Below are 12,076 nucleotides of genomic sequence, written 5' to 3' on the forward strand. Positions count from 1 at the left end.
CCTGGGAGAGGTGCAGGGGGTAGGTCTTCCAGCTAGGCTGGGGGCGCCGCGGACCTCGGTCTCCCGATCGGGAGCGCGCGGCCGACCGGTGGCAGCAGAGGGGCACACCGCCATCACTCAGCGGATGCGGCGAGGCTGATTGGGCACGTAGGAGATGAAGACAGGTCAGGCTCCGGCTCCACTATCGGCGGCTGTGCGGAGTCGTATGCGCAAACAAGGGCGACGGGACACTCGACCGGAGCTTCGACTTCGGTCCGCGCTGCATCGGTTAGGACTGAGGTTCCGGGTAGAGGTCCGTGTACTGCCGGACGTTCGACGTACCGTCGACATTGCCTTCACTCGACAGAGAGTTGCTGTCCTGGTGATGGGCTGCTTCTGGCACTCCTGCCCCGACCACGCGACGCGGCCGAAGAACAACAGCGCCTGGTGGAGTGCGAAGCTAGCAGCCAATGAGGCACGAGACCGTGACACTCTCCGCCGCCTTGAGGTGGCCGGTTGGACCCCGATCGTCGTTTGGGAGCACGAAGACCTAAGTGCTGCGGCTGCGCGAATAGCAGCCGTTGTCAGGCCAACCAGCGGACGCGCCTGATCCGGGGAATTAGCTGTTAATATGCAGCCGTCGTTTCCTCGTTCTTCCTGAACTTGCCTCAGGGACGCCGGCGGGTCGGGTAGTGGTCTGCTCGGTTTGCCCGGGTCGATGGCCGGCGGGATGGCCGACCGCAACCACCCACGGAGTGCGACCCGCCGACGGGCCCCGGCCACCCTGGAGCCGGAGCGCCCCCGCCGGAGGCACCCTAACCGCAGCTCCGCGACCGCCGCCAGCTCGCCGACGCGGCCTCGTCGCTCCCCTACTGCCGCGCGGGTCCTAGCCGCGCCGCCCGGCCGGTTGTCGGCCCACCACACCCCCGGTCAACGTCTGTCGTTTTGCGGGGCCCTCCGGGCTTCCCGCTGTCCGCGCCGGCCGCCGGCCGCCGGGCGTACGGCGTACGGCCGCACGGCAGCGGCCGGCGCGTGCCCAGGCGGCGGCGTGTGCGGCCCGCTTGTCGGGCTGCCTTGAACACTCGTGTCGAAAGCCTACAGAACGTCGCCGTGCTCCGCGTAGGCAGCGTTGCCACTGTTGCGAGCTGCGATCGCTGCGCGGAGTCTCCGAGTCAGTCGAGCCGTTCCGTAATGGTCCAGGTTGTCCGCTGCAACGTAGCGCCATTCGGTGAGTTCTCCGTCCATGAAGCGGATGGCCTGTTCCTGCTCCGTGGTGAGAGATCCCCCGTCGAAGATGAAGAGGAGCTTGTCACCTTCGTGCTCGGCTGGCGCCCAGTCAACGACGAGCAGGGGGCCAACGACGGTGGTGAGGCCGAGTTCTTCCTCGATTTCGCGCATACATGCCGCACGCGGTGACTCGCCGGGTTCGACGTAGCCGCCGGGGATGTCCCAGTGGTCCTTATAGCTGGGGCGAACGAGCAGCACGCGACCTTCGTTGTCGAAGAAGAGGGCGCCTGCCGCGACGCGTGGGGTTGCCATGGGTGGCGTCTGGTTGGCCGTCACCAGGGCAGCCTAGATGGGCTGGGTTTAGTCGAGCACCTTGAGCCGCTGGGCCAGGCCGACCAGTTCAGCGGAGGGCTTGCCGCGCTGGCGGCGGATCCAGGTCAGGGCGAGTTGGCGGCTGAGGAAGTGATGGCGGACCTGCTCGGGTGCCATCTGCTCGGCGTCGAGTAGGGCGGCTTGGGCGTCGTCGACGCGGTTCCACGAGCTGTAGGCGCGGGCGACTTCGAGGGCATGCCGTACCCGGCGTTCCATGGGCAGGCCGGTGGTGTCGACGCGGGGGCCGAGGTCGATGGCGACTTGCAGGTCTCCCATCTCGGCGGCGGTGGCGACGCGGTGGATGGCGACGTTGGTCGGCCCGAACGCGGTCCAGAGGTGGTTGGCGTCGGCACCGAGCTGGCTGGCGGCCTGATCGGCGGCGGCGAGGAAGGTACGGGTGGTGCCAGCGTCGTTGGCGCGGGCGGCGGCCATCGAGCCGGACAGGAACAGGGTGCCGTAGACGGAGAGCAGCGCTGGGGTGGCGTGCTTGAGGTGGGGCTCCAGGTAGCCGGCGGCGTCTTCGGTGAGGCGTACGGCTTCGGCGTAGCGGCCGGTGGCGTGCAGGGCGTGGCCGACGGAGCGGAACAGGCTGCCGGTGATGAGCGGGTCGCCGGTGGGGCGGACGGCGGCCAAGCCCCGGTCTGCGGCGATCCACGCGAGGTCGCTCTCTCCGAGCTTGGTGAGCTGGGTCGCGGCGAGCTGGTAGGACAGACCGAGTAGCCGGCGGGCCTGATCCTGGTCGTCACCGTCGTGATGGTCGGCGGCGGCCTGGGCGCGGTCGAGCAGCTCAGGTAGGCGGCCGGTGACGTACCCGAACCGGGAGTCCTGGTAGGCGTCCCAGAGTGCGCCTACCTCCTTTCCGAGTGCGGCGATGCTCGGTGTTGCCGCGTTGGTGCCGCCGTTGAACGGGCTGAGGGCGCGGTAGTTCATCAGGGCTGCGCGTAGAGCGGGGACGGTGGCGGTGCCGCTGTCGCTGGTCCAGTCGAGCAGGGAGGGTTCGCCGAGCAGATCGCCAAGGGAGACGTCCAAGACTTCGGCGAGGGACTTGATGACGGACAGCCGGTCCAGCTCGATCCGGTTGTTCTCGACCTTGCCCAACCAGTCGGCGGTACGACCGATGAGTCCGGCCAGGACTTCCTGGGACAGGCCGCGTCGGTAGCGGTACCAGGCGACGCGTTCGCCGATGGTCAGGTTGTGAGTTCTCCCTCGCACCGGTTCACCATCTCCCCTCGGTCGGCTGCGACCCCGGAAGGATTTTCCGGGTCGTTGGGCGGTTCGTGCCACAGCCTGTGTCTATGACGGGGCTGAACGTATCGACCAACTGCCAATCCTGCTCGGGCGCGGGCTGGAAGTACATCCTTTCCCGCGCCGCCATCCGGGGGATGGGCCAGGGATCGGAGCGGACTCGATCCCTGGCCCGGCGGTCCTGCCTGGAGTGCGCGGGTTCCGGTCGTTCGGCGGCGTGCTGAGGCTGGCCCGGGGTGGGTGCTGGTGTGGGGCCGCGACCAGAACGACGGCCCGTGAATGGCCCGCCCGCCCCGGTGCCCCGCGCGTCTGCGCCGAGTCGGCCGGGGGTGCCGGTGCCGGGCGACCTGGTCCTGGTCGATGGGCGGGCGTCGGTGCAGTTCGGCGGCGACCGCGCGCTGTGGTTGCGAATCACGTCTGTGGACGAGCGGCCGACGTACTACGGCTGGGTGTGGCTGACCGGCTACTCCATCGACCTAGCGACCGGTAGGGCGCTGGCGCGGCGGGAGGTCTTCGTGCAGATCGACGGCCTTCAGATTCAGCGACGCAGGACCGAGAGTGCGCCGCCTCGCAATGTGGCGCCGGTGATGAGGAGACGCGGTGTTTGACGTCCGGATACAACTCGGCGCGGTGCTGAAGATCGATGCAGCGGATCGTGTCCTGCCGTCGGCCGGGCCGGTGACGATGTGGGTGACCGGGGTTCGGCTGGTGCTCAATCGCCCGCCGCACAATGAGTGGCTCTGGGTTGAGGGGTTCAGGCTCGGTCCGTCTGGCCGGCAGGGTCCGCAGTCGCAGATCCTGGTACGCGGAAGCAGCTTCCTGCCTGACCGCGCGGCCCGGTGAGCACCTACCTGTCGAGTGCTCTTCGCGATCAGCTTCGGGCGGCGCAGGCGCAGCTTGACCAGCACACGCCGTCGAGCGCGGACGGGCGCTGCGCCGGCTGTGGCGAGGAGGGTCCGTGCTCGTCGCGTCGGGTGGCATTGCGGGTGTTCGACCGGTACGGCTGCCTGCCCCGTCGGTGGCCGGGTGCGACTCGTCCGGAGCGGGTGGAGGCGGCGTCTTCGTGGTCGGGCTGGCTCACCGCAGCGGTGGAGCGTGTGACGCCGAACGGCTGACCGGACTTGTTCTGTCATGCAAACAACTCTTAAGCTGCTGTGATTCATGCAGCGTTCATAGGTGGGGTGGCCCGCAATGGCGTACGAGATTCCGACGCCGAAGTACCTGCGCGTGTTGAACACGCTGCGGAAGCGCATCGAGGATGGCGACTACGCGCCCGGTGCGGCTCTGCCGTCGGAGAGTCAGCTCTGTACGGAGTTCGGGGTGTCCCGCCCAACGGTGCTCAAGGCGCTGGGCATCCTCAAGCAGGACGGCTGGATCGAGTCGCAGCAGGGCAAGGGCAGCTTCGTACGTGGCCGGCCCGCCTCCGGCCGCACCTCGCCCGACTACGCCCGCGACGCGGTCGAGCTGGACGAGACAGGGGAGACGGAGATCCTGCACGTCGGCCCGGTGCTCGCCTCACCACGCATCGCGGCGGAACTGGAGATCCCGGAGGGCACGCCGGTCTACGAGCGGCGTCGCCGGACCGTCTCCGAGGCGGGGCCGGTGGACCTGGTGGCCACGTTCGTGCCGGTGGACATCGCAGTCGGTACCGACATCACCAAGCCGGACCCGATTCGGGGCGGCCTGCTCGACCTCATCGCCCGCCACAAGGGCCTACGGGCCGACTACGCCACGGAGCGGATGACCGCCCGGCGGGTGAGCGGGGTCGAGGCTGAGGCCCTGGAGGTGCCGGCCGATGAGTCGGTGATGAGCGTCGTCATCACCGTCCACCAGGCATCCGGAAGCCCGATCATGACATCGGTGCTGGTGATGCCGGGCAGCCGCCACGAAATCGAGGACACCTACGCCCTGTCCTGACTGGTCAGCTCCACAGGTTGCCGTAGAAGTCCTCGTCATCGTCGTCCGGCGGCAGCGGGGCCTGCCACCAGAGGTCGATGAGAAAATTCCCGGCGTCGTCACGCCTGCTCCGGTGGACCCGGACGCCGTAGACCCCGGCTCCCTGAGGGAGCGTCATCTCTGCCGCCGCTCCGGCGGTGATCTGCTCTACGAGTAGTTCTCCGGTGGGGCAGTGCAACAGAAGCTGTCGACATTCGTCCCACGAGCCGCGATCAGGCGCGGGCTCGCCGGCCCATAGCCGTAGCTCAAGTCCCACCTTGCCCGGGTCCGAGAGCGCTCGCACGGTGAGTTGATACGTGGACGCGCCGGCTACTTGGCCCTGCGAATCCCTGTACGACTCTTCGTCATCCTCAGCATCGCACCATGCGTCCCGTAGGACGAAATGCCCATAAAGGATGCCGACGGCGGCTCGATGCACGGCGAGAGGCTCCATGCTCAGAGGCTGACAGCACCCTCTGACACTCCTATGTGAACGGAATTCGCCCAACCCTTGCTTGTGCTTACAAGCTGACGTAGCTTGTTGGCTCAACCGGTTGTCAGGAAGACGACTGGTGAGGCTAGGAGGCTGTCCAAGTGGTTCCAATGACGTTGAAGGTGCCGGTTCCGTCTGAGTACGTCTTCCCCGCCGGGGCGCTCTGCCTCGGTGTGTCGCCGCAGATCGACTTCGAGCGGCGGGGTGAGGCGGACAACCAGGCGCGGGACAAGGACACCGGGGAGCGGGTCTGGGTGGTCCGGGTGATGGACCTGGACCCGGAGGCGGGGAAGTTCGGTCGGTCGACCGAGGTGAAGGTCAAGGTGGTCGCCGGGCAGCAGCCGGTACCCCCGCCGTCGACCGTGCCGGGTTACCCGCCGGCGGTGGAGTTTGAGGGCCTGACCCTCACCCCCTACGTCGACTCCCAGCGGTGCAAGCCGGGCCGCTCCTCGGGCGACTGCCGCTCCCGCATGGCGTACTCGCTGCGGGCGACCGCAATCCGTCCGGCGTCGGCAATTCCCGGCGTGGTGGCGGCCTGACCGCTTCTGTCGCGCGCGGGGCGGGTCGTTTCCCCGCCAAGAGTCCCGACCCGTCCCGCGCTCTCCCATCCCTCGCGTGACGAAGGAGGGCGTGATGCCCACCGTAGTTCCCCCTGCCCTGATCATCGCCGCGCCCCTGCTCGTCGCGGCCCTCATCCTGATCCGCACCCGCCTGGCGGGTCTGCGGCACGCCTACCGGGAGACGGAAGCCGTCCTGCGGTCGGTGCTGCGGTTGCCGCCGGCTTGCGGGCGGGTACGCGCGATTCGCTGCCCGTACTGCTTCCGGTGGGTGAAGCCGCGCCGGTTCGACCTGCGCCGCATGTCCTGCCGCTCGTGCATCTCGACGCTGGCGCGCCCTGGCCGGGGTGGTGACCTGTGCCTCTGATCAACGTCATCCCCGGGGACAAGATCCCCATGGCGCCGATGAACGTGCGCCTTCCGGCGTGGCGGATTCCGGGTTGGCTGCTGGTGTTCTGGTGGCTGGCCCGGGGCCTGTTCAGGCTCACCGTCCTGGCCGTCCGGTACTGGTGGCTCACCACCCCCGCCGCGCTCGCGCTGTGGATCCGCGCCGAGTACGGGGAGCTGGTCCTGACCGGCGTCATCCTGACGCTTGCCGCCGGCTGTGTCGGCTGGTGGCGGTGGCACCCGTCGTCGTGGCTGCGATTCGGCTGGTACCCCATCGTCGCCCGCGTCCGCGCCCTGGTGATCTACCGGCGTCGCTGGGCGTCGGTGATGGCCACCTGTGGGCTGGCGACTGCGTTCGCCGGTGACCGCTACGTGCCGCAACTGCTCAAGGTCCGCTGCGACCGGTTCGGCGACGAACTAACCGTCCGGTTGTTGCCGGGGCAGATCCCGGATGACTGGGGGCAAGCCGCGGAACGCCTCGCCTACGCCTTCCGCCTACGAACCGGTCATGCCCGATCGACGGGACGGCCGGATCGGGTGGCGCTGCGCCTCGTGCGCCGCGACCCCTTAGCCGAGATCGTCGGCCCGCTGCCCGTGGCTGAGGTGCCGGACTTCGACGGGCTCGCGCTCGGCGTCAACGAGGACGGGCGGCCGTATCGGCTGCGCCTCGCGGGGTCGCATGTGTTGATCGCGGGGGCGACGGGGTCGGGCAAGGGGTCGGTGTTGTGGTCGTTGCTCCGGTCCCTGGCCGGCGGTATCCGGTCGGGGCTGGTGGAGGTGTGGGCGTTCGATCCGAAGGGCGGCATGGAGCTGGCGGCTGGGGTGCCGCTGTTCGCCCGGTTCGCCTACGACGACCCCGACAGCATGGCCGGCGTCCTGGAAGAGGCCGTGAAGCGGATGCGGCTGCGGGCGGCGCGGCTGCGCGGGGTGACCCGACAGCACGTGCCGACGCCGCAGGATCCGTTGCTCGTCCTGGTCGTCGACGAACTCGCCGCGTTGACGGCGTACATCACTGACCGGAAGGTCCGCGACCGGATCAAGGAAGCCCTCGGCCTCCTGCTCAGTCAGGGCCGGGCGGTCGGCGTGCACGTCGTCGCCGCGTTGCAGGACCCGCGCAAGGACGTGCTGCCGTTCCGCGATCTGTTCCCCACTCGCATCGGCCTACGGCTGACCGAGCCCGAGCAGGTGGACATGGTCCTCGGCGACGCCACCCGCGACCGGGGGGCCATCTGCGACCGCATCCCCGAATCCGCCCCCGGGGTGGGGTTCGTCGTCCTCGACGGCGTCCGCGAACCGGTCCGGGTCCGCTTCGCCTACCTCACCGATGACGACATCCGGCAACTCGGCCGCGAATACCGCCACCTCGACGACACCGACAACCGCCAGGGGGTGACCTCGTGAAGGCTGACACCGAGCGTGTGGAGGGCGTGGTCCTACTGCTCATCGTCCTCACGGTGGGCGGACTGGCCGGGGCGGCGTCGTTCACTCACGTCCACGACTGGACCATGGCCAACTCCCCGAGCGGTACGGGGGACTGGTTCGGCTGGGCCAATGCCGCCATCTCCGAACTGCTGCCCCTGGCGGCGCTGCTGACCATCCGGCGACGCCGCCGCACCGGCGGTCCGGTCGGGTACCCGCTGTTCCTGCTCGTCTGCGCCGTGGCCCTCTCCCTCGCCGCGCAACTCGCCGTGGCGAAGCCGAGCCTGTCGGGCTGGTTGCTGTCGGCCGTTCCCGCGCTGGCGTTCCTTGGCCTGTCCAAGCTCGTCTTCTCGGTAGCTCCGGCGGTGGTGCCCGTCGACCAGCCGACCGACACCCCCGACTGGGACCAGTGGTCAGCCGATCAAACCCGCACTGAAGACCGGCCACCCCTGCACCTCGTCGACGACCAGGCGGCGAACGTCGAACCGGTCTTACCGCCGCCAGGACCGGTGCAACGGCCGCGGCTGGTGCCCGTTCCTGCGGCGGCGTTCGCGCCCCGGAACGGCACGCCGTACGGCTCGGAGCGTGACCAGTGAGCCAACAGCAACTCCTGCCCACCGTGACTCCAACCGAGGCGGAGCGGCCTCGGCCGGGGTCACGGGCCGACCGGATGCGCAAGCCCCTTGCCAAGGACGCGCTCAAGCAGCTCGCCGAGCAACACGGCGTCTGCGTCCGCCCCCTGGCCCTGCGCCGCACCGACACCACCACCGGCCTGACCGAGGTCGTCGAAGTCCCCTGCGGCGCGACCCTCGCCGCGAAGTGCAAGCCCTGCGCCGAGCGGGGCCGGCGGCTGCGCATCCAACAGATCCGGGAGGGCTGGCACCTCGCCGACGAACCCACCGTCCGCCCCGACAGGCCCGGTGAAGACGTGCTCGCCCTCGTTCGGGTCCGGGCGCACCTGGAGTTCGAACGCGAAGCAGTCGAGTACCAGCCCATGAGCCCAGACGAGCGGGCTACCCAGGTAGCCGAGATCGACGCCGCCATCGCCGAACTGGACGAAGCCCTCGGCGAAACCAGCCTGCGCGGACACCTCACCCCCAAGGAACGCGACGAGCGCCCACGGCGCAAGCGGTCGACCCGGCGGCGGCAGGACACCCCCGACCTACCCCGGCTGCCCGTCGACCCGCGCACCGTCGGCCGCGCCTACTCGGGCAAGGCGGGCAAGACCTACCGCCCGTCGATGCTGATCACGCTGACCCTCGGCTCGCACGGGTCGGTGCACTCCCACCTGCGGCGCGGCGCCTACGTCGCCCCCTGCGAGTGCGGGCAGCGGCACGGCCCGTATGACGACGTGCTCGGCACCCCCGTCGACCCGGCCGGCTACGACTACCGGCGCGCGGCCCTGGACGCGATCCACTTCGCCCGGGTCCTCGATCGGTGGTGGCAGAACGTCCGCCGGGCCGCCGGCTGGAACGTCCAGTACGCGGGCGCGATCGAGCTGCAACGCCGCCTCGCCCCGCACGCGCACTTCGCCATCCGGGGCACCCTCCCCCGCCGGCTGCTCAAGCAGATCGCTGCGGCCACCTACCACCAGGTCTGGTGGCCACGCTTCGACGAACCGGTCTACGCCGTCGAGAAGCCGCCCGTGTGGGACGTCGACCGACAGGCGTACGTCGACCCGAAGACGCGCGAGCCACTGCCCACCTGGAGCGAAGCCCTCGACGCCCTGGAAGAACCCGACAGCCGACCCGCATACGTCGCCCGCCTCGGACGGATTGACGCCCGGGGTATCGAGCAGGGCACCAAGGACGCCGAGCGGTCCATCCGCTACGTAACCAAGTACGTCACCAAAGACCTCACCGACCAAGCCAAGCCACGCTCCGACGCGCAGAAAGCTCACTTCGACCGGCTCCACGCGGAACTGTCCGTGCTGCCGTGCTCGCCAACGTGCGCGAACTGGCTGCTCTACGGCGTCCAGCCCGACGGGGTCAAGGCGGGCTTGACGCCCGGCCGCTGCACGGGGAAGGTCCACCAACGCTCCACCCTCGGCTTCACCGGCCGGCGCGTCCTCGTCTCGCGGCAGTGGTCCGGCAAGACCCTGGCCGATCACCGGGCGGACAACCGGTCCTGGGTGCGGGCGATTCTCGCGGGTGACATGGCCGACACCGAGGAGCACGACCAGGCGGCCGACGACGCGGACGGCTCGAAGCGGTACCGGTTCGAACTCGCCCGGCCGGAAGACCCCGACGTGCCACCCCTGGAGCACCGGCTCCTGCGCGCAATATCCGCCCGCATCCGCTGGCGCGCTGACCTCGATACCGCCCGGATACGAACAGCCGCCGCCGTTTCGGCAACCGCTGTTCCCCTCGCCCCTGCTGCTTGATCCGAAGGAAAGAACCCCCCATGGAAAGCGAGCTGTTGACCGTTCCGGAAGTCCTCGCCGTGCTCCACGGAGTGTCGCGGCGGACCTTCTACCGCTGGCGTGAGCTGGGCATCGCCCCGGACTGCATCAAGCTGCCCAACGGTGAGCTGCGCATCGAGCGGCGCGACCTGCGGTCGTGGCTGGAACAGCACCGGGAGGCGGCGTGAAGTCGCGCGAGGTGCGGATCCGTGGCATTCAGGTCAACGGCCTGGCGGGTCGCAAGAAGTCGTACACCGTCCGCTGGGTGGTGGGCACGGGGCCGAAGTCCCGGACGTTCGGCACCCGGGCGCTGGCGGACAACTTCCGGTCGGACCTGATGCAGGCGGCAAACCGGGGTGAGGCGTTCGACGGCGACTCCGGGTTGCCTGAGTCGATGACGGTGCCGGTGGAGTCGGTGAGCTGGCTCGGCTTCGTCCGTCGGTACATCGACATGAAGTGGCCGGGCTCGGCGGCCAAGTCTCGGGAGAGCACGACGGACGCGCTGGCGACCGTGACGGCGGTACTGGTGCGGGACCTGGCCGGGCGGCCGGATCCGGCGTTGCTGCGGCGGGCGTTGCGGGAGTGGGAGTTTCCGCCCGCGTCTCGGCAACTCGACCGGCCGGCTGAGATCGCTGCCGCGCTGCGGTGGCTCGGCAAGGCGTCCCTGCCGTTGTCGGCACTGGCGGAAGCCGCGGTGGTACGGCCGGCGCTGGACACCCTCGGGCTGACGATGGACGGGCGGCCGGCGGCGGCGTCGACGACCAGGCGGCGACGCTCGGTCTTCTACAACGTCCTCCAGTACGCCGTCGAACTGGAGCTGTTGGACTTCAATCCGGTCGACAAGCTGCGGGTCCGGTCGTCCCGGCGGAAGGTGGCCGGCGAGGTGGATCGCCGGGTCGTGGTCAACATCCGCCAGGCGCGCGAACTGCTGACCGGCGTGACGTACGTCGGTCAGCGCGGGAAGAACGGCCGGCGCGGTGAGCGCTTGGTCGCCTTCTACGCCTGCCTCTACTTCGCGGCTCTGCGGCCGAGTGAGGCGCTGGGCCTGCGGGAGCGGGACTGTCATCTTCCGGCAACCGGCTGGGGTCTGCTGACGGTGGAGAAGTCACGGCCGGCGGCCGGGAAGCGCTACACCGACAGCGGCGAGGTGCACGACGACCGAGGGCTCAAGCACCGGGGCGACACGGAAGCGCGGGAGGTGCCGATCCCGCCGGAACTGGTGACGATGCTGCGGGTACACATCGAGCGGTTCGGCGTCGGCGCCGACGGGCGGCTGTTCTGCAGCGACCGGGGCAATGTGGTGTCGTCGTCGACGTACTCCCGGGTCTGGGAAGAGGCGCGGACGCTGAGCCTGACCCCGGACCGGGTCGCCTCTCCCCTGGCCGGTCGTCCTTACGACCTGCGGCACGCCGGGGTGTCGCTCTGGCTCAACGCCGGGCTGCCGGCGCCCGAGGTCGCGCAGCGGGCCGGGCACTCGGTCGACGTGCTGCTCAAGGTGTACGCGAAGTGCCTCGACGGGGACCGTAGCCGGATGAACGAGCGGATCGAGGCGGCGCTGAGCCGATGATGATCACTAGCGGGATACAAGGGGCCGTGGCGACGCTGCGGCCCCTCCGCGTTGTAGCGGCTCTGAGCTGGGGAAACAGGGTCGCTCAACCGCCCAAGATCATTGCACGTATTTTGCACGGAGGGCTGCAAACGGCGGCTCCGGGTGGCATCCGGCTGCACAGGTCGACCGATCGACGCGGTGACGTATCCGCTGCCCAGATGGCGTTTTTGCTGATCTTCGAGGTGCCCCCGGCAGGATTCGAACCTGCGACACACGGTTTAGGAAACCGATGCTCTATCCCCTGAGCTACGGGGGCGCGAGGGCCTAGTCTAGCGACCTGGGGGTTAACCTGGGGTGGCAGGGAGCGGCCCACGTTCACCCACGTCACCCGGACCCCTATTTGCCCAGTCCAGGGGCACACCCGGAGCACACGAACCCCGGGGTTGCGACCGGCGGTCGGCCCACAGTGACCCGCGTTGACCCGGGTGGCATCCGTTGGAGAGCACACACCG

Annotated in this window: 14 protein-coding genes and 1 tRNA gene; 11 read left to right on the forward strand and 4 right to left on the reverse strand. The window is 69.6% G+C overall.

Annotation, left to right across the window (positions count from 1 at the left end; genetic code table 11):
* The first annotated feature begins 205 nt into the window (after nucleotides 1-205).
* Nucleotides 206-589, forward strand: coding sequence for a very short patch repair endonuclease (locus ABT023_RS10665; protein WP_350883919.1), 384 nt, complete (start codon nucleotides 206-208; stop codon nucleotides 587-589).
* Nucleotides 590-1,074: 485 nt separating this feature from the next.
* Here ABT023_RS10665 and ABT023_RS10670 read toward each other — a convergent pair whose 3' ends face one another.
* Entirely contained in the window at nucleotides 1,075-1,542 is a 468-nt protein-coding gene (locus ABT023_RS10670; RefSeq protein ID WP_350883921.1) for an NUDIX domain-containing protein, read from the reverse strand.
* A 24-nt stretch (nucleotides 1,543-1,566) separates the two neighbouring features.
* On the reverse strand, nucleotides 1,567-2,790 hold the full coding sequence (locus tag ABT023_RS10675) for a helix-turn-helix domain-containing protein (RefSeq protein WP_350883923.1): 1,224 nt from the start codon (nucleotides 2,788-2,790) through the stop codon (nucleotides 1,567-1,569).
* 368 nt (nucleotides 2,791-3,158) lie between these two features.
* Here ABT023_RS10675 and ABT023_RS10680 point away from each other — a divergent pair, with 368 nt between their 5' ends.
* The 3 genes from ABT023_RS10680 to ABT023_RS10690 all read left to right on the forward strand — a co-directional run bounded on the left by ABT023_RS10680 (nucleotide 3,159) and on the right by ABT023_RS10690 (nucleotide 4,740).
* Nucleotides 3,159-3,431, forward strand: a complete 273-nt coding sequence (locus ABT023_RS10680) for a hypothetical protein (protein WP_350883925.1) — start codon at nucleotides 3,159-3,161, stop codon at nucleotides 3,429-3,431.
* Nucleotides 3,424-3,666: a hypothetical protein gene (locus ABT023_RS10685; RefSeq protein WP_350883927.1), complete on the forward strand. Its 243-nt coding sequence runs from the start codon at nucleotides 3,424-3,426 to the stop codon at nucleotides 3,664-3,666. Before ABT023_RS10680 ends, ABT023_RS10685 begins: the two co-directional genes overlap by 8 nt.
* 348 nt (nucleotides 3,667-4,014) lie before the next feature.
* Entirely contained in the window at nucleotides 4,015-4,740 is a 726-nt protein-coding gene (locus ABT023_RS10690; RefSeq protein WP_350883929.1) for a GntR family transcriptional regulator, read from the forward strand.
* A 4-nt stretch (nucleotides 4,741-4,744) separates the two neighbouring features.
* Here ABT023_RS10690 and ABT023_RS10695 read toward each other — a convergent pair whose 3' ends face one another.
* A complete protein-coding gene (locus ABT023_RS10695) occupies nucleotides 4,745-5,212 on the reverse strand; it encodes a hypothetical protein (protein WP_350883931.1) in 468 nt (155 codons plus the stop codon).
* 149 nt (nucleotides 5,213-5,361) lie between these two features.
* On the opposite strand from ABT023_RS10695, the gene ABT023_RS10700 reads away from it, so the two are divergent.
* The 7 genes from ABT023_RS10700 (at nucleotide 5,362) to ABT023_RS10730 (ending at nucleotide 11,582) form a co-directional block, all read left to right on the forward strand.
* Nucleotides 5,362-5,790 carry a hypothetical protein gene (locus ABT023_RS10700; RefSeq protein ID WP_502890635.1) on the forward strand — a complete coding sequence of 143 codons (429 nt, stop codon included), beginning with the start codon at nucleotides 5,362-5,364 and terminating at the stop codon, nucleotides 5,788-5,790.
* A gap of 94 nt (nucleotides 5,791-5,884) precedes the next feature.
* Nucleotides 5,885-6,175, forward strand: coding sequence for a hypothetical protein (locus tag ABT023_RS10705; protein ID WP_350883935.1), 291 nt, complete (start codon nucleotides 5,885-5,887; stop codon nucleotides 6,173-6,175).
* Nucleotides 6,166-7,596 (forward strand): FtsK/SpoIIIE domain-containing protein, encoded by a 1,431-nt coding sequence (locus ABT023_RS10710; protein WP_350883937.1) that lies wholly within the window; start codon nucleotides 6,166-6,168, stop codon nucleotides 7,594-7,596. Before ABT023_RS10705 ends, ABT023_RS10710 begins: the two co-directional genes overlap by 10 nt.
* Nucleotides 7,593-8,210, forward strand: a complete 618-nt coding sequence (locus ABT023_RS10715) for a DUF2637 domain-containing protein (protein ID WP_350883939.1) — start codon at nucleotides 7,593-7,595, stop codon at nucleotides 8,208-8,210. The genes ABT023_RS10710 and ABT023_RS10715 overlap by 4 nt, the downstream gene beginning before the upstream one ends.
* Nucleotides 8,211-8,284: 74 nt before the next feature.
* A complete protein-coding gene (locus tag ABT023_RS10720; RefSeq protein ID WP_350883941.1) occupies nucleotides 8,285-9,997 on the forward strand; it encodes a replication initiator in 1,713 nt (570 codons plus the stop codon).
* A 20-nt stretch (nucleotides 9,998-10,017) separates the two neighbouring features.
* Nucleotides 10,018-10,203 (forward strand): helix-turn-helix transcriptional regulator, encoded by a 186-nt coding sequence (locus ABT023_RS10725; protein ID WP_350883943.1) that lies wholly within the window; start codon nucleotides 10,018-10,020, stop codon nucleotides 10,201-10,203.
* The gene (locus tag ABT023_RS10730; protein WP_350883945.1) at nucleotides 10,200-11,582 is read left to right on the forward strand and encodes a tyrosine-type recombinase/integrase; all 1,383 of its coding nucleotides are present in this window, start codon (nucleotides 10,200-10,202) and stop codon (nucleotides 11,580-11,582) included. The genes ABT023_RS10725 and ABT023_RS10730 overlap by 4 nt, the downstream gene beginning before the upstream one ends.
* Before the next feature lie 225 nt (nucleotides 11,583-11,807).
* Here ABT023_RS10730 and ABT023_RS10735 read toward each other — a convergent pair.
* Nucleotides 11,808-11,880 (reverse strand) — tRNA-Arg (locus ABT023_RS10735).
* Nucleotides 11,881-12,076 lie beyond the last annotated feature (196 nt).

Source organism: Micromonospora sp. NPDC002296 (genome assembly GCF_040296145.1).
Lineage (GTDB): Bacteria > Actinomycetota > Actinomycetes > Mycobacteriales > Micromonosporaceae > Micromonospora.